This is a genomic window from Bulleidia sp. HCP3S3_C9, from assembly GCF_052064035.1.
GTDB lineage: Bacteria > Bacillota_I > Bacilli_A > Erysipelotrichales > Erysipelotrichaceae > Bulleidia.
The window spans coordinates 1-19,197 of record NZ_JBQHWJ010000011.1 but is presented as its reverse complement, the minus strand read 5'-3'; the positions used below and the strand labels follow the sequence as shown (position 1 = coordinate 19,197).

13 protein-coding genes are annotated in these 19,197 nt (G+C 35.7%); all 13 read left to right on the top strand.

Annotated features, from left to right (window positions below; all coding sequences use genetic code 11):
* Nucleotides 1–4: 4 nt before the first annotated feature.
* Nucleotides 5–3,337, top strand: coding sequence for an SNF2-related protein (locus ACTND6_RS03455; RefSeq protein ID WP_441022008.1), 3,333 nt, complete (start codon nt 5–7; stop codon nt 3,335–3,337).
* The gene (locus ACTND6_RS03450) at nt 3,330–5,804 is read left to right on the top strand and encodes a DEAD/DEAH box helicase (protein WP_320100009.1); all 2,475 of its coding nucleotides are present in this window, start codon (nt 3,330–3,332) and stop codon (nt 5,802–5,804) included. The genes ACTND6_RS03455 and ACTND6_RS03450 overlap by 8 nt, the downstream gene beginning before the upstream one ends.
* A gap of 34 nt (nt 5,805–5,838) precedes the next feature.
* The gene (locus tag ACTND6_RS03445) at nt 5,839–6,621 is read left to right on the top strand and encodes a hypothetical protein (protein ID WP_441022011.1); all 783 of its coding nucleotides are present in this window, start codon (nt 5,839–5,841) and stop codon (nt 6,619–6,621) included.
* Nucleotides 6,622–6,635: 14 nt separating this feature from the next.
* The gene (locus ACTND6_RS03440; RefSeq protein WP_441022013.1) at nt 6,636–9,683 is read left to right on the top strand and encodes a hypothetical protein; all 3,048 of its coding nucleotides are present in this window, start codon (nt 6,636–6,638) and stop codon (nt 9,681–9,683) included.
* Between the two features lies 1 nt (nt 9,684).
* A complete protein-coding gene (locus ACTND6_RS03435) occupies nt 9,685–10,341 on the top strand; it encodes a hypothetical protein (protein ID WP_441022014.1) in 657 nt (218 codons plus the stop codon).
* Nucleotides 10,342–10,522: 181 nt separating this feature from the next.
* The gene (dndB, locus tag ACTND6_RS03430; RefSeq protein ID WP_441022016.1) at nt 10,523–11,590 is read left to right on the top strand and encodes a DNA sulfur modification protein DndB; all 1,068 of its coding nucleotides are present in this window, start codon (nt 10,523–10,525) and stop codon (nt 11,588–11,590) included.
* A gap of 11 nt (nt 11,591–11,601) precedes the next feature.
* Nucleotides 11,602–13,146 (top strand): DNA phosphorothioation system sulfurtransferase DndC, encoded by a 1,545-nt coding sequence (dndC, locus tag ACTND6_RS03425; RefSeq protein ID WP_441022018.1) that lies wholly within the window; start codon nt 11,602–11,604, stop codon nt 13,144–13,146.
* Complete coding sequence (gene dndD, locus ACTND6_RS03420; RefSeq protein WP_441022019.1) at nt 13,143–15,095, top strand: DNA sulfur modification protein DndD; 1,953 nt, start codon at nt 13,143–13,145, stop codon at nt 15,093–15,095. The genes dndC and dndD overlap by 4 nt, the downstream gene beginning before the upstream one ends.
* Nucleotides 15,085–15,468: a DNA sulfur modification protein DndE gene (dndE, locus tag ACTND6_RS03415; RefSeq protein WP_441022021.1), complete on the top strand. Its 384-nt coding sequence runs from the start codon at nt 15,085–15,087 to the stop codon at nt 15,466–15,468. Before dndD ends, dndE begins: the two co-directional genes overlap by 11 nt.
* Entirely contained in the window at nt 15,468–16,619 is a 1,152-nt protein-coding gene (locus ACTND6_RS03410) for a cysteine desulfurase family protein (RefSeq protein ID WP_441022023.1), read from the top strand. The genes dndE and ACTND6_RS03410 overlap by 1 nt, the downstream gene beginning before the upstream one ends.
* A 411-nt stretch (nt 16,620–17,030) precedes the next feature.
* The gene (locus ACTND6_RS03405) at nt 17,031–17,711 is read left to right on the top strand and encodes an HNH endonuclease signature motif containing protein (protein WP_441022025.1); all 681 of its coding nucleotides are present in this window, start codon (nt 17,031–17,033) and stop codon (nt 17,709–17,711) included.
* Between the two features lie 369 nt (nt 17,712–18,080).
* Complete coding sequence (locus ACTND6_RS03400) at nt 18,081–18,698, top strand: DUF6338 family protein (protein ID WP_441022027.1); 618 nt, start codon at nt 18,081–18,083, stop codon at nt 18,696–18,698.
* Nucleotides 18,699–18,881: 183 nt separating this feature from the next.
* Nucleotides 18,882–19,197, top strand: a 316-nt coding sequence (locus ACTND6_RS03395) for an IS110 family transposase (RefSeq protein ID WP_441022029.1), incomplete at its 3' end; no start/stop codon positions are given.

Here is a 19,197-nt window from a genome sequence, read left to right as displayed (position 1 = left end):
CATAATGTTAAAAGAAAGCATGTATGTTCGATGCCCATTCGATAAAAGCAATCCTATTGACCCTAGAGTGTTTTTGTGTGGCATAATCAAATCAATAGATGAGTTTAAGCAGACTGCTGTAGTAGCGTTCAATGATCCTTTTTCATATCTTCAGTACTTTCCTGATTTAGGTGTTCAATCACTTGAATATCCAATCTCCAGTGTGCAAAGATGTGTTCTGTTTAATGATTCGGTAGTATCTTTTGAAGGAAGCAATTACCTGATCAAAGGAATGAAGAAAAGAGAAGACGGATACTTTGAATACTACATTCAAAGCATGAAAACTAAAGAATATAAATCTGCCTGCGAAACTGAACTCATTGCTTCTTTTAACAATGGAAAAGTGACTCCTATTTCTCAATTAAAGCGTTATGAATTTCAAAATCCTGTATGGTTTTTTGGCAGAAACACTGTATCAAAAAACATAGAACTGTTGAATAATTCAACATTAGGATTCAAGGAACTAGCTGGTTCAAAAATATTTCTTCTTCCTCATCAGATCAACACAATCGTGAGGTGCCTTCAGGATACAAATTGCAGATATATGCTTGCAGATGAAGTAGGTATGGGTAAAACCATTGAAGCTATTTCAATTTTGAAAATCTACCTGATGACTCGAAGTTCCCAATCCGTTTTAGTCATTGTTCCGGATTCACTTGTAGAACAATGGAAAACGGAAATGTTCTTTAAATTCAATATCAGTATTGGACGGAATCGCAACGCAAATATGATTCATATTGTACCATTTTCCAAAATTCAATCAGTTAATTGCAATGAATCGTATTCTTTTGTTGTTATCGATGAAGCACATCGAGTTGTGCGAGATCAGGAACTGTATAGAAGATTGCTTTCAGTCAGTGAAAATGCCGCAAATATTCTTCTGTTAAGTGCAACACCTGTGCAGGACAGAAAAGAAGAATATCTGGATCTATTAAGACTTCTGCAACCAAAACGATATGGCAGATTGTCCTTGGAGATTTTCGAGGAACTGATCGAAAAACAGAAGAAAATAGTTCAGAAAACTTCCCTTGTGTTGAATGATCTTGTTGATTACATTGAAGCAATCGAAGAAACGGAAGACGAAGATCCGCATAATAATGAAGACTGCATTGATTTATATGATGAAATGCTTGAAATGCTGGATGAAGTAATCAGTGGATTGAATGATGAGAAGTTGCAGTCTTTACTTGAAAAGATACATTTTGATTCAGATGATCTAGGCGTATATGCTATGAAAGTATTGATTTCTTATATCTGCAGTAACTACCAGATTGAAAACAATATTATTCGAAACAGAAGAAAGATGCTTGAAACTGAAGATGGTAAAGCACTTCTACCGAAGAGAAAACTTCAGAAACTTGAATACAATATGAATGAATGTGACAGTTCTTATGAGTCTCAAGTATATGAAGAACTTCTGAACTATTTCGAACATAATATTGAGAAGACAGATGAGAATGTTGAGACTGTAATCAAACCACTGCTATCGGCATTTTTCAGTTCTTCTTTTGCTTTTAATAATGTACTGAAAGAACTTGTATCAAAGAATGAGGATACAGGAGATCTGTTTGAATATGCAGCCAGATGGAATTCATTTGAAACTTATATTATTGATAACATAAGTGATATTTTAGATGATCCTGATCAATACGAACCCTATTACTCCTGCCGATTGGTGCAGGTCTTTAATCATCTGTTTAATGAATGCTTTGGAACAAAAACAGTTTTATTTACAGATTTTCAGGAAACATTTAATGCTTACGAAACAGTACTTGAATCAGTTTTTGATGAAAATGAAACTGCATTTTTCTGCGCATCTCAGAAAGCAGATGATAATGAGTTAAGTGCTTACCGTTTCCAGAATAATACTGATTGTTGTTATATGTTATGTGACTCAACAGGTGGTGAAGGGCGAAATTTTCAATGTGCAGACTACGTGGTCCATATAGATTTACCTTGGGATGCAAATGCAATTGAACAGAGAATTGGACGTTTGGATCGACTGGAGCGAGATCCAAAAAGAAATATCGTAACTTCAATTGTCCCATATGCATTCGATTCCTTTGAAGCGTCTTTGTCCAAATTCTGGAATGAAGGTTTAAACATTTTTCAGCAATCTCTAAGTGGCATGGAAATTATCATGCAGGATATTAATTCAGATATTAAAGAAGCAGTAAAGAAAGATCTGAAATATGGATTGTATGATCGAATAGAAAAAATCATTTCAAGAGTAGAAAAAATCAGAAAAGAAATAGTCAGAGAGCAAAACTATGACGCTGCGTCTTTTATCTTTAAACCGATGTATAACCAATTGAACAGACTTGTTCAGTTCTACAATCGCTACGAAAATGAACTGTTCGCAAATACAATGGAAGCGTGGGCTTCTCTTGCAGGATTTCACGGAAGTCAGAATTCTCAGGGTATTACAACATATGGAGCATCCAGTTTCTCCTATCAGTCTGCTGTTAATACATTACTGATTCCGCCAAAGTGGGAATTATATCAGAATGATAAGCAGAGTCTTTTTCAGACAAAAATACAGGAACAGGCAGAAATGCAGAAAAAGAATTCTGTAAAGGAACGGGTTATTCGAGGCACTTTCAATCGCAGAGAAGCAATAGAAAATGACTATTTACATTTCTTTGCACCAGGTGATCCAATTTTTGACTGTATTGTCGATAACGCAATCAGAAACTGTAAAGGTCAGGTTTGTGCATGTAGGGTAAATGATTTGATTAATTGGACAGGACTGGTATTCACATGGCGTTTGTCTATGAATGAGCAGCTTCTGTTAGATCGTGGAATATCTATGTATGCTATTGGACAATATCGAACTTTTCTTCCTGCCAAACAGGTAGTGACCGTATTTGACTTGGATAATCCTGATAATGTATCTGAAGAGAATGTTAAGAAAGTGTTTCAGAAGATTGCAAACCTGCCATTAAATGATGTGAAGAAATACGTAAAGCACGTTGGGAAACGTGGCGATCAGTCATTAAAGAACTTCAAGCTTGAATACCCAAAAGAGGTATGGCAATCCATGGTTGATGAGGCGTATAAAGATGCGAAGGACAAAGCTGTTGCTGAGTATAAAAAGCACATCAACTTAAAAGGAGCTAAGGAGGAAATGCAGAGATCTCTTTCTGCAATGACAGCCAACAGTGAATACTATGGTTTGAATAATGGAGATCTAGATGCAGAAAAGAATAAACTGGATCTGATCTATCAGTCTTTAAAGGAATGTAAGATAACTCTTGAGAGTGCGGCATTTTTGAAGGTGGTGAAAAAAGATGTTTGATGTAAATAAATGGAATAAACTGTTTGAAAACTATATCAATTATCATCAGCCTTTTGATTTGGATTATGTGCCAGATCAGAATGCCTTAGATCACCATAGGTTTTTCACCTTCAAACGTATGTTTATTGCGGCTGATCAGTATTTGAAGAGAGAATGTGGAACATCGGATTATCTTATTGCAATTCGTGATTATCTGATTACTTGTAAAACAAAACTCCATCTTGAAATCTATCCAGATGATAATTTGCAAGATTTTGGTTTATATGTAAGTGATGGGGAATTGTGTGTTTCGTATCAATTGCCTAATTATGTGGATAGTACATTTGTAAAATCTGCATTCTTAGCTGATTATAGTGAGAGAACACAAAAAAAATCTTATGAAAACCTATGTACTGATCCGTATATACAGTGGTTAACCTCTTATGTTTCATATCGTTCGATGAGTCAAAAACTGGCAGTTACTGGGGCACTGAATACACCAGCTGGATATACAACTCTGATTTCAATTCCAACTGGTGGTGGAAAAAGTCTTGTAACACAGGCTGTTGCTTATCAGAATATCGGGTTTTCAGATAGCTTGACAATTGTCGTGGTACCTACAGTATCACTTGCTTTAGATCAGGAAAGAGTTGCCAAGAATACTTTGCGTATTGCCAAAGACAATGAGATTTTCTCGTATTCTTCAGGCGTAGATAGTGCACCAATTATTAAAGCGATAGAAGATAAGAAAGCACGTCTTCTGTTTATTTCGCCAGAAGCACTTATTTTAAATTCAAGGTTTGGTGATGCGATAAAACAGGCAAATCAAACAAGGTATTTAGCAAATATCATTATCGATGAAGCACATATTGTTTCGGATTGGGGATCTCTTTTCAGAGTGGATTATCAATGTCTTGAATCATGGAGAAATGATCTTATTTTAACAAATGATCAATTAAGAACATTTCTGTTATCGGCTACATTTGATGAAAGGTGTAGAGACCAGCTCAAGAGCTTTTTCTCCAAAGATGAAAAATGGATTGAAATACGTTGCGATTCACTGCGAAAAGAACCAAGATACTGCCTTACTCAATGTAATAGTCTGTTTGAACAGAAAAAAAGAATTCTTGAATTAGTTAGAAAACTACCGCATCCAATGATTGTATATGTGGCAAAACCAGACGAAGCAGAAGAATTAAGAAGATATTTGGGAAAATATGAATTCAAGAACATTCGAACATTCACCGGAAAAACAAATGCTTTAAAACGAAAAAAACTTATCAATGAGTGGGTAAGTGACAGGTTCCAAATTATGATTGCTACTTCAGCATTTGGAATGGGTGTTGATAAAAATGATGTTCGTACAGTCATACATGCCTATGTACCTCAGAACCCAAATGCTTATTATCAGGAATTGGGAAGAGGAGGCAGAGATAGATTACCTTGCCTCAGCGTAATGTGTATAAAAGCAAATGACATTGATGCTGCATTTCAGAGAATCAATAAACAGGTCATGACAACTGAAAAGATCTGCAAAAGATGGTATGCAATGTATAACAATCCAAAATCAAAACGAAGAAATCGGTCAGTTGTCATTGATACATCAATTAAACCGCATTACATTATTGATAACGAAGATGAGGATGTTCTGGAATCTTCCTTTGTTTATGGCAATACCGATATGAACTGGAATGTATATGTTCTTTTGTTTTTAAGAAGAAGCAATCTTCTCAAGATTGAGTCTGTTGTCAGTGATAGTGGAATATACAAGATACAAGTTACAGATTTAAATGAAGTTTTACTTGCTGATCATCCTGATGAACCACGCTTACTTGAATGTGTAGAAGAGCATCGATCAAAAGAATATTCATATAATATTGATGGTTTGAATATGTTGAAATCCTCAATTAAGAGAGCAGGAAAAGAATGCTGGTCAGAAATGTTCATGAATACTTATGGATATGCTGATATTTATTGCGGAGGATGTCCAAATCATCAGGAAACTATAAAAGAAAATATTCCCCCATTCCAATTGAAAAAGAGTATCTCAAAACCGGAACACATGATTTCAGAGACCACTGATGTTTTTTTCAGAAACAACAGTAATTCTGTTTGTTACTACAGAACGGATGAGAGCAAAAAGGCAGTATTAAAACAACTATTTGAAAAAGAAGTGAATGTGATAATATCCGAGGAGTCTATTTTTTCGCTTCAGACAGATCTTTTAGTTAATAGAAACAGTATGTTTGTGATTGATAGAAACACTTTTGAAAAACTCGCAGAGAAGAAATGTAAGTTTTATATATCTGGTGTGATCGTGTTTATATATCCAGAAAGCATTGATGGAATTACAAAATACGTAAAATCTTTTATTTCAAATCGAAATATTCTAGATAGCTGTAGGTGTATTCATCTGATTCGAGAAAATGTAGAATTGCCAAGATATTCACGTACTACATCTGATCTGATTGATGGGTACATAATGTAATAGTTCATGAATGACGAATGTATAGGTGATAAATATGTTTTTTAAAGATATGACAAATGGCAGCTCTGATACTGCTGCTGTACCAAAGAGAGTATTCATAGTTTACCAATATGTTAAAAGCAAAAATGGAATCAGTAGAAATGATCTAAAAGAAGCACTTGAACCAGCGTATATCACCTCAGATATAAAGCTATCTACTAGTGTGATAAATGCTGCTGAAGAATTAGGTTTGATTAAACAAGAGGATGGTTTCTATTATCAAAAAGCGCCTGATTTAAAAACGATTGAAGATATGCGCAGGTATATCAATGGAAATATCAATAGTATCAAAGACGGTGCATTCTACAAGATAACTTCTGAAATTTTCAATATGACAAGTAACGAGCTTATGAGCTATAAACAACTTACTGAAATGGCTAGAGATATTTCCTCACATTCTTTGCAATCAATCACTCCTGAAGGCCTTAGAGCTTGGAGATTCTGGGGACAGTTTTTAGGATTCGGTTATTTAAGTAATCTTGTTTTCATGCCTAATGCAGCTCTATTTATTGAAGATTTGATTCATAATAATGAGTTTTCAAAAGGTGTTTTATACTCAGTGGATGAGTTTTTAGACATCGTATCCCCATCGATAAATATCATATTGAATAATAGTGATAAAAATTTAAAAACTTTCAATTATGGAGTTACTTGCGGATTATCTACTTTAGAAGCTACAGGTAGAATTAAAACGCAACATATCCTTGACCATGATGTGTGGAATACTATGAATATTGGTTTAGGAAGTCAAAGAATTACAAATATTGAGATTCTGTAAGGAGAATGTAGAACATGAATATGGAAATTGTTCGATCTCGTTTCAAGGCGGTCATGAAACGAGATTCAGTGACATCAACACAATATGATTTTTTGGCAACCCATGTTCCAATGAAACGACTTCAGTTGTTGAGCTCTTTTGAAGTACAGCCTGCAGCTGGACAATTCTATGATGAAGAGTACGTTTATCAGAATTATGTTAGTAATCCTGATAATGCTCATCAGATGATACTTGTTTACGGTGTAAGTGGAACTGGAAAATCCCATCTGATTCGATGGTTTGAAACAAAATATAAATTGAATAAGCCTAATAATGAAGTGGTTTTATTCATAAGCCGAAGCAGTAATACGTTAAAAAGTACGATAAAACAATTGCTTGAAATGCCAGAAGTACAGGACCTGAAAAACAGAGATGTATATGATCGATTATTGAATGCTACAATAGAGATTGAAAAGAAAGAATTTCTTTCCAAAATTTATCATGAGTTTATTGTCCTTATTCACAACGACATTGAAAATAATAAATTTGAGACAAATCTAAGCAAACTGAAGAAGAAAAGACTTGATGAGTATTTAAGAAGCTCTAGTGTTGAAGAACAGTTGACTCTTGAAAATGGTCCTATAGAGAGAATATATTCTAAAATCGCTGAAAATACTGTGGTTGAAGTTGGAGTTAAAGCTGAGTTCAAGCCTGAAGATTTTTTAGATCGAGATTTTAATGATAGGATGCAAGAAGATGGAGATTTATCTCGAACTGCAAGAGTGGTAATAGATACTTTGAACACTGACGACGGCGAGGACCTGGCAATAGAATATGCAGACTATCTGAATAAGATGGTTGCTGAAGTAATTCAGAGATGCACTGGGATTCAACAGGGAGACTTCGGCGAGATTTTTAAGGAAATTCGAAAAGAACTCCGTAAGACAAACAGAAATTTGACATTATTTATTGAAGACATTACATCTATGCAAGGACTAGATGAAGCACTTCTTGATGCATTGTTCGTACATCATACAGGAGCTGAAGAAGGGTTATGTAGAATATCTTCTATCATCGGAAGTACTTCAGCATATATCAAAACATCCTTTAAACAGAATCATCTAGATCGTGTTACACAATATGTGTACATTCCAGTAGAACCATTTGATCAGGAGTCCCTCTATACTTTTTTTGGGCACTATTTGAATGCACTTTCACTTCCGAAAGAAAAACTGATTGAGTGGGTGAATGGTGGTGCACATCAATCAGAAATGCCTATTTGTGAAGCAGAGAATGATGTGTGGGATACTTGTGTGATTAATGGGAAAAACGTATCTTTATATCCTTTTACCAAGAATGCGATTCGTTCCTTTTATAGGTTTAGATTAAAGGAAGAGGAACAAATACCGCGTTATTTCCTTCAGAAAATTATGGAACCTGTAATTTTAGATATCATGAATGACAAGCAGAATTTTCCAAACGAAAATTATAATTTTGTGGAAATTTCATCGCAACTGTTACTGTCATTATCACAGCAGATTCCGGAACATCAGGCTCATCTTCGAAACAGACTCCTTAGATTTTTAATGATCTGGGGGAATGGGGAACCTGTTCAAGTGATGATTGATGGTGTAATGTATTATGCTGGAGTAAATGAGAAAATTCTCGGGGAATTTGAATTTCCGCATCTTTCTTTTAAAACAGTACAAGCAGAGACTCAGGTTAAAGTTCCAGACTTACAAATCATACAGTCTGAGGTTCCAAAACCGGCAGAGAACAAGGATTTGAAACTGGTAAAGGAAAAACTTTTAGAATGGGTTAGCGGAAATCAATTAGACATTTCCAGTAATGCGGGCATTGTTGGCATTATGCGTAACGCCAAAAATGAATGGTCTAGTTATCTGAAAACGGCGATTGACTGGGAGGTTGAAGATGTTCCTTATGAAATAATACGATTAGTATTGGAAAGCAGGATAGAAATTATTGGTCTAGAAAATACGTTCAGAGGGAATAAAGGAATATACACTATTTCGGCATCGGCTGATTCTTCTTTGATATTGACTGCTTTCTGCAAATATATTCTACTAGGAAATAGAAGCTGGAATTATAGTGATGCGCAATTAGACCTTTATAGTATTACTAGTTGGACATATAAAAACAAAAAAGCGATAGTTGCTGCTGTGAAACAGTATGTAGCAGTGGAAAACTATACATACGCAGAACCAGGTATTTGTGTTGAAATTATACGCCAAGCTCTGAATGGAGAGTACCACGATACTCAACTGAAGAATATTGAAGTAGCACTATATAGAGACAAGAAAAATATAAAGAAACAGAATTCCCACGTTGCTGAATGGAACAGTTTATTATCATTCATCTACTCAAATAATAGAATTGAGGATACGAAAGATAGGGCGAAAGCTTATTATCATATTCAACAGGGAACTAGAAAAAACGATAATCTCTTTATCGATACTAAAAGACTGAATAAAGCTGTGCAAAAAGTCAGAGAAACCAAACTTGAACTTGATGTGACAGAAGATTTGGAAAAGATGCAGAGTCCTCAATTAAAAGCCGCGTATGAAATCTATTCAGATGTAGCTAAAAGAGTGAGTGTAGTTGCTGAAAAGGAATACAACAAAGCGAAGGAATATCTTGAAGCTGTGGAGAAGTGTTTCGGAGAGAAGGAAATAATGATTGACGATTTAGGAGATATTCAAAATGATCTTGGAACTATTATAGATTTGGTTAATGATACACAAATTAATGTTAGTCCAATTGATATTTCTTCAGTGATAACCAAGAAAAATGATATTATATCTGCTGTAAAAACTTTGAATAAGGTCACAGAGAACTCTTCGTGTATCGAAAAATTGCTGTTGTTTTCAGATGATCCAATGAACAAACTGGAAGTTTTACTCAGATTTATAACTTCTTTAGAAAAATATCTTGAAAAACTAGATGAAAAGCTTACTGCAAAAGAAACTGAACTCACAGGAAATAATTCTTTAGGTTTGACTACGGATTATTCGAAAGAAATCGATGATATTCAAACGGCACTTGATACAATGGGAGGTTTCTAGAATGGATGCATTGATTGACAAAATCCAAGTCATGAATGAACGACTGGTCAATCTGAAACAGCAAATTGATCTTCAAAACAATATTGAAAATATCAAACGAAATGAACAAAAATATCAGACAAATGTAACTTTTTTGACAGGCTATGTAAAGATCGTTGAATACATCACAAAGGAAGCTGGATTTGTCCCTTGTCAAACACTAAAAGATAAGCTTTTTGATGCATTGGAAACTGCTAAAAACTGTGTCATTTCAAATAAACTTAATGAAAAGTATGTGGAATTACTTAGTACGAAAAGAAATGAATGTGAAGTGATCTTGAAACAAGAATGGAAAAAGTTTTATGATGAGAAATCAATTGCTTCAGCAAATCTAATACAATATCTGACAAACATTTATTCTGATGAAACACGGGAATGCAAGCGTAAAATTGATGCAGCAAAAGTTTTTAAAGCAGAGTTAAGCATGTTCGTTGACTTTGTTGATGCATTGAAAGAGTTGGATCAGCGGATAGAAGGATTGAAACTTGATGAGAAAACAAAGCGTTTCTTGTTGAAAATCACGAATGGTGAAGCATGCGTAAATGATATTGATACAGATATACTCGCGTGGATTCAAACTTCTGGTCTATCACGAAAAATTAAACTTTCGTTCAGGTAATGACGGATAAAATGGGCAATGGTTTTAAGCTCTGCTATTGTTTTCGAAACATGATATACCGTGCTTTTTGGGAAACTGGATGAAAACTGACTAAGTGATAATTGACATTCAAGCTAAACAGCAGATATACTTAAGTATACTACTTGAGTATATCTGTTTTATTGGTTTGGAGAATGAAAACATGGATTATGTATATAGGTTCCCTGTTGTAAGAGGAGTACAGGCAAAGAAAGAATATTACATTGCGATGGTTCCACTGAAGATGATTTCAAAACTCTTTCCGGATGAAGAAGGCTTTATTCCACCGGAATATAGAGCACAAAGAAGACTGAATGCAGCACGTGTTCCAGTCATCAGCAGATATATTCTGGACAACAAAGAGTCATATGTTTTTTCTGCCTTAGCAGCTTCGATTGATGGAGAGTTCATCTTTAAAGCAGATCAGGAAAACCATGATGTTGGAGTTCTGGAGGTGTCCATGGATGCGACTTTTCTGATTAATGATGGACAACATCGTAAAGCAGCGATTATTGAGGCTTTGAATGAGGATCCTTCAATAGGGGATGAGACGATCTCTATTGTCTTTTTTGAAGACAGAGGGTTGGCAAGAAGTCAGCAGATTTTTACGGATCTGAACAAAAATGCTGTTAAGACGTCGATTTCTATTTCTGAATTATATGATTCAAGAGATGAACTTGCAGTTCTGACCAGACAGGTTATTTCCAACATTGAATTCCTGAATCATTACACAGATAAAGAAAAGGATATTCTGGGTAAGTATTCTTCAAATCTGTTTACTTTAAATACGTTCTATTCAGCAAATAAAATTATTGTCGGAAGACATCCATTAACTGATGAGGTGAAGGAGTTCATACAGGTTTTCTGGCAGGCAGTAACCGATCATATGGTCCAGTGGAATGAGCTGCAAAGAAAAGAGATCACAAAAGTTGATCTGCGGGAGAATTATCTTTCTACACAAGCAATTGTAATTCAGGCTTTGGGAAGAATTGGAAATTATTTCCTGGAGAATTCTACGTTGAATTGTTCTGACTATATGGATCATTTACAACAGATTAACTGGCGACGTAGCGATCCGATCTGGAAACAAAGAGCAATCAATCCGAAAGGTAGAATTATTACGAATAAAAGTGCAGCAGTTTTAATAGCCAATGTGATCAAAATGGAGATGGACCTTGAACTTAACGAAACTGAACAGCAGCAAGAAAAGAATATTCAGGCTACGCAATAGGAGAGGAAAACATGTCAGATACTATTACAAAAGACACGATCAAAGGAATGATGATTACCATACAGAATCTGTATCTAGCGGATGATATTCCGTGGGTTATTGGTTATTCTGGTGGAAAAGACAGTACTGCAACTCTCCAACTTGTCTGGATGTCTATTGCAGAGCTGCCGGTAGATAAAAGAAAGAAAGTCATTCATGTCATCAATACGGATACTTTAGTTGAATCCCCGGTTGTTTCCAAATGGGTTCAGAACTCATTGAATATCATGAAAAATACAGCTAAGGAAAAGAATCTTCCGTTTGTTCCTCATAGATTGATTCCAGATTATAACGACACATTCTGGGTAAGTCTGATTGGCAGAGGTTATCCTTTTCCAAGAATGAAATACAGATGGTGCACAGACAGACTCAAAATCAAGCCTGTTAATACATTCATTAAAAATCAGATTGCAGAACATGGTGAAATAATCATGGTTCTTGGAACCCGTAAGGCTGAAAGCTCCCGAAGAGCACGAACCATGGCATATTACGAGAAGAAAAGAGTCAGAGAATTATTAAGTCCAAATCCTACATTGGCAAACGAACTGGTATTTTCACCATTGGAAAACTGGACGGATGATGATGTCTGGGTTTTTCTGATGCAATATAAGAATCCATGGGGACTTTCCAATATGGATCTTTTGACTCTTTATCGTGGAGCAACAGCAGATAATGAATGTCCGATGATGGTTGAAAAGAATCTTCCTTCCTGCGGCAGAAGCAGATTTGGCTGTTGGGTATGTACGATGGTTGAGAAAGATAAATCCATGGAAGCAATGATTGCCAATGATGATGAGAAGGCATGGATGACACCACTTCTGGATTTCAGAAACGAATTTGGTAATGAAGATGGAGACCGGGAACGCAGATCATTCAGACGAATGAATGGCAGTATCCGTGGAAGCTATGGACAGTTATTTCATGGTCCATACAAAAAAGAAGTGCGTGAAAAGTGGTTGAGAGAACTTCTACATATGCAGGTCGACATTCAGAAAAATGGACCTGAGGAATTCAGTGATCTTGAATTAATAACAATTCCGGAACTAAGATGCATCAGAAGAATCTGGGTATTTGACAAGCATGAATTTGATGATTCTCTTCCGGCTATATACGAAAGTGAAACAGGAGTGCCGTTTAATGATCCTGAATGGGTATACTCTGAAACGTTTGGAAAAGAAGAATGGGATACATTGCAGCAGGTGTGCAGGGATTTATTCCCGGATGAAGAACTTACTTTTGAGATGATGTATTCTTTGATTGATACTGAGAATCGAGCAAACAGCATAAACCAACGTAAAGGTATACTCGAAAATCTGGAAAAATGCGTCGAGCATTGTTTTTACAGAAATGAAGAAGACGCGACAAATTTCTATGATGAGAAAGTCAGACGCAAAAAAGACTATGGCGGTAAGTATGATGAGCAGTTTTTGAAAGAACTGAATTCCGACAAAAAGGAAACTGAAGATACTGTCACTGAACGTGAAGAAAATATAGAAAGTGAGGATGTAGATGCATGATTATCAAGAAACTGACATTATGTAATTTTGGCGTTTATGCAGGCAGCAATACATTCGAATTTTCTGGTAAAAAGCCAATTGTCCTGATTGGAGGACTGAATGGAAGAGGCAAGACAACTTTTCTTGAAGCAGTTTTGCTCTCGTTGTATGGTTCAAAATCCTTTGCGTATGAAGAAAGTACATACAGTACATACGGACAGTATCTTCGTTCGTTTGTTAACAGAAATGAATCTTCAGAAAACACATACGTAGAAATCGAATTCAGGTTAAGTGCGGATGAGAAAGATACTTACCTTGTTCATAGAGAATGGAATGGAAATGGTCAAAGAACAAGAGAAATGATTTCCGTATATCAGAATGGGAAATACAGCGAGTTTCTAACTGAAAACTGGCCTATGTTCATAGAAAATATTCTACCAAGCGCATTATCGAATTTCTTTTTCTTCGACGGTGAAAAAATAGCTGAGCTTGCAGTAGATGATACAGACGAAAAGATGAGAGAGTCGATCAGATCAATGCTTGGACTTACTGTACTGGATCGATTAAATAATGATATGAACCGTATTGTTTCAAGAATCAGTAAACAGAAACTAAAGAAGGAAGACACTGAGCAGCTTGATGGTTTACGCGTAAGAAAAGAGAAAGCAGAAAACAGGGTCATAGATCTGGAAAATAAAATCAAAGATACTGAACAGGCGATTACTGATATAAATGCAACCCTTGAGCAAAAAAGAATCGAGTATACAGCAATAGGTGGAGATGTGATTGCCCAGCAACAGTCACTGTTTGAAAAGAAAGCTGTATTGAATCACTCGTTGAAAGAAACTGAAGAAGATCTTATTGCGGTTGCAGGAAGTGGGTTGCCATTTGCTCTGGTTTCAGATCTGCTGGAGAAAATCAGTGTTCAGGTCGGTAAGGAAAATGAACAGAAAAAAGCAAAAGATGCTGTAGCAATGATAGATGCATTATTTAATGATTATGCCGCGTTGGAACAGAGTGAGCAGGTAGCTGGATTTGTGGATTTTATCAGGAACAATGCGGAGACCAACTCTGTTGATACAGTGTTTGATTATTCAGATGCATCCAGATTACAGTTGGATTATCTGTTGAAAAAAGGGTTGTCCGAGACTTTGGCACAAGCAGACCTGTTAATGGACCAGAAGAACGAATTGAGAAGTCAGCTGGATAATATCGATTCATACCTTTCGGTAGATATTAATGAGGAAGAAATCAAGAAAGTCTACAGAGAAATCAAAACACTTGAACAGGATGCCATAGAGGCACAGGTTGTTCTTGAATCGTTGAAGGAAAGATTAGCATCAGCACAGTTCGATTGTAAGAAAGTGACTTCAGAATATCATCGAATGGCTGAAACGGCATTAGAGAAACTTGAAGCAAATGACAATGCGGAAAGACTTATCAGATATGGTCGTATGTCCCAGACAATTCTGAAGGAATACAGCATCAGATTGCAGAAAAATAAGGTTGATACATTGGCAACTACAGTAACATCCTGTTATCAGCAATTGGCAAATAAAAAAACACTGATTGATCATATTGAAATTGATCCAACATCACTAGAACTGAGATATGTGAATTCAGAGAATGAAGATGTTCCAAAAAATAAACTGTCTGCTGGAGAAAAACAGCTTATGGTTATATCTATTCTCTGGGCACTTGCAAAATGCTCAAAGAAGAAGCTGCCGGTGATTATTGATACGCCTCTGTCTCGTCTGGATTCAGCACATAGAACGTCACTGGTAACAGTATATTTCCCTAATGCCAGTGAGCAAACGATCATCCTTTCTACAGATACAGAAATTGATGATACTTATTATCACATGATGGAAGAAAACGTTGGCGATGAATTCCGATTGAATTATGATGAGAAAACTAGAAGTACAACGATAACAAGAGGTTATCTGAACGAGGTACAACATGATTGTTAAGCAGGTAAGACTATCTCAACAGGCAAAAGATCACCTGTCTAGATTGAAGGGAAAAACAGGAATAAAAAACTGGAATGTACTCTGTCGATGGGCATTATGTTACTCACTGAGTGAAAAGACAATGCCCACTGATCTTCCAATGAATAATGACAGCAATCTTGAAATGTCATGGTACACATTTGGTGGTGAATACAGTGATCTTTATGAGGCAATAGTGAAACAGTGGTGTATTGATCAAGGTTTACCGACTGATGAGGATACTCTTGCCAAGTATTTCAGATTGAATGTTGAAAGAGGAATTGCGCATCTTTGTGGTACTGGTTTTATTAAGAATCTAGAGGATCTTTTGACACTGACAAAGGAGGAATCCTGATGGCAGTATACTTAGATTACAATGCTACAACTCCTATTGATCCACGTGTCTTGGATATCATGATTGATGTTTATCGAAATTCTCCTGGGAATGCGGACAGCAGAACTCATACGTATGGGGATAATGCCCGAAATATTACTGAAACAGCCCGAAAACAGGTGGCAGATTTGCTGAAAGTCAAATCAGATGAAGTGTTTTTCACCAGTGGAGCTACAGAAAGCAACAACATTGCAATTCAGGGATTGCGTGATTACGCTGAAAAAAGTGAGAAAAGGCATATTATAACAACATCCATTGAACATCATGCTGTGTTAAATACGATGAAGTTTATGGCTACACAGGGATTTGATGTTGAGTTTATCGATCCTGATCAGACCGGAAGAATAGATGCAGATGTACTTCTCTCTAAAGTCAGACAGGATACGTTGTTGGTCAGCGTCATGCATGTAAATAACGAAACCGGGATTATTCAACCAGTTGAGAAGATCGGTGTGGAACTGGAGAAAAAAGGTGTATTGTTTCATGTAGATGCAACGCAAAGTTGCGGAAAACTGGTTGAAGAGCTACAGAACCTGAAATATGACATGCTTTCATTGAGCGCTCATAAATTTAGGGGTCCACAAGGTATTGGTGCACTGGTGTTAAAAAAGAAAAAATATCGATTGCCTCCTGTTAAAGGTATCATCTATGGTGGTCAACAGGAGCATGGCATAAGACCTGGAACAACACCGGTAGCACTGGTGGCTGGGTTAGGAAAAGCATGTGAGATCGCGAGTCAGGAGTATCAGATTCATGATGAGCACAATAAACAGATAAAAACAGAACTGTTAGATATTCTACACAATTCAGGCTTGAAGTATGATTGTAATGGAGATCAGAATTACTGTGTTAACAGCTCAATTAATCTTTATCTTGAGGGAGTTTCTGCAGAAGCGTTAATGGTAGCAACAAAGCAGTTCTGTGCAGTTTCAAATGGATCAGCATGTACTTCAAAAAGCTATGATCCAAGTTATGTTTTGTCAGCAATGGGCTATTCCGAAGACAGAATTATGAACTCTTTCAGAATCAGTTGGGGAAGCGGTTCTGATACAGAAGAAGTGAAAGATGAGTTTACGAAACTGGTGGAAATGGCTAAAAAGCTTTCCATGTGAGAATTGCTGGTAACAGTCAGGTATTTTAATACACAATAAAACGAAACGTGTAGAAGAGATGTGGAGAATCATATGGCAGGGTGGAAATTGAAAAACGGAGAATTGATAAACGATCGATGTTCAGAAGAGGAATACTGGCGTTTATTTAATTATGTCTTTTCCAAAAGATGTCATAAGAGAAATACATATAAGTTTGCATTGATTAAATCTTTACTGGATAATCTTCTGAATTCAGTTCAAACGGAAATTGGATTCAGTATCAGTTTTTATGATCTGTTTCTGAAGTTTACGCAGTGCTATTGGAATCTAGTGCTAAAACATCATTTGAGGCAGATGAGAAGACAGAATGATGTATCGGAATCTGCTATAGAAAAGATACTCAATGAATATGCTGCCAAGAATACATCACCATTGGATATTACATTACTTGAGTTTTCTTCATTATCTGAAAAAGAGAAAAATAAACTGGTAAGCAAAGTGAAACCGGTCTGCAAACAGTATGTACTGGGAGCATTATTTGAAGATTTTGAAGGCGAAGTATTTGGCTTTGATACCAATGAGGAAGAACTGTTTCTGTCGTATGGTGCATATGATTTCATGTTGAAATTCAAACCGGAACTGGAGAAGCTAAACTATTATTGCTGGGCTCAGTTTTTGGAAAGCGTAAACGAAGAATCTCAAGTAGTAAGATTACTTGATAAGCTTGAAGAATCAATTCCACAAAGACAAAATCTATCAATATATAGACAGATATTATACGAGGAATTTGAACAGAATAACTGTTTCTATTGTGGCAAAAAACTTGATCAGAAGATAGCAGTAGATCATTTTATTCCGTGGAATTTCACCAAAGAAGACAAAATATGGAACTTTGTACTCGCATGTCCTTCATGTAATTCAAAGAAGTTGGATCGTTTGGTCGAGAAAGAGTATATTAGGAAAATAGATGTCAGAAACAGAAGGCTTAGAGCTTTTCGGGCAAAAGTAGTCAAAGATGATTTTCTTTCCTATCATGATGGATTAATAGATGACATGTGGCTATATGCAAGGAATAGCGGATACAAGGAAATTGAGGTCGCAAACTGTTCTTAGAACTAGTATTGTGTTGCTCAGTTAGTAGAGAGTTGAAGTACTTTGGAAAGTATAATTTTTCTGTCAATATCACGATCTATTACTATGCATTCTAGCAAGTTCGCCAAATTGCAAATTAAGCCAAGAAATCAAAGAATTATTGGATAGACTGTAAAAATATCCTAAGTATGAATGTGCAGCAATCATTATGTATTTTGATGAATCAAATAGGGATAAGAGCCAATTATTGAACAATGGAAAAGGATACACAGTTGGAACTGATTATCATTTTTACTCAAACTGGTATTCAAATCAGACCATATGATGAGAATAGGTATTATGTCAATGTAGAATTTTTGAATTGCACAATAAATAGAATGGGGTGATTGCATGGTAAATTCATTCGAATCTATAATGTATACATTAAAATATGTAATTCCTGGATACATTATTCTTGAAATAATTAGGATGATAACTCCATCTTCAAAAAAAACTGAAACTGAAATCGTTGTCCAATCTATTGGATACAGTATATTAAATTATTCAATATGGTCTTTTGTATTTTCATTATTAGAAATCTCTTTTTCAAATAATACTATATTGCTTAAAGTCATGCAATCCGTTGCCTTGATCTTAACAGGGATCATAACAGGTGTATGCATTGCGGTAATAAAAAAGAAAAACATTATGGGACGGATATTAGGATTGCTGAAAATTGACACAACAAATTCAATTCCAACATCATGGGATTATGTTTTTTCAAAATATGAACCATATTGGCTTGAAATTGGCGTTTCTGACGGGAAAGTGATTCGTGGTTTATTTTATGATAATTCTTTTGCGTCAAGTGAACCTGGTGAAAAAGATATTTATCTGGAAGAATTATATGAGAAAAAAGAGGATAGCTGGGAAAAAGTTAGACAAACAAAGGGTGTGTGGATAAATCATAATGAAATACGATATATAAAATTTTATAAATGTGAAGGAGATAATAATGATGGAGAATAAGAATTCGCCCAAAAACACAAATAGAAGCACATATGATTATCAACCTCATTTACCTCAAAATAGAGCTTCCTGTAACATGTAAATGAGGAAGTGGAAAGGAAGAATGAAATTAAAAAGTACCAGTCGTAAAATTGAATCTGCTGATCTTGACCGGTTAGCTGAAACAATAATACGGAGGTACCTATGAAGAATTGTAACAAACAAAACAAAAAGATTGAATTGGTTGATGAAAAAACTTTGGTAATTGGTGTGGATATCGGATCATATGATGAATATGCACGAGCATTTACATGTAGAAAACAGGAATTGTCAAAAAAGCCATTACACTTTCATAATACTGCCGAAGGATTTAAGACGTTCAAAGATTGGGCGGTAAATATCATGAAAGCAAATGGTCTTGAAAAGATTATCGTTGGTATGGAACCGACTTCCATATATTGGGAAGCTTTAGCTACATATTGTAAAGATAATGGAATGATTCTTGTACATGTAAATCCTG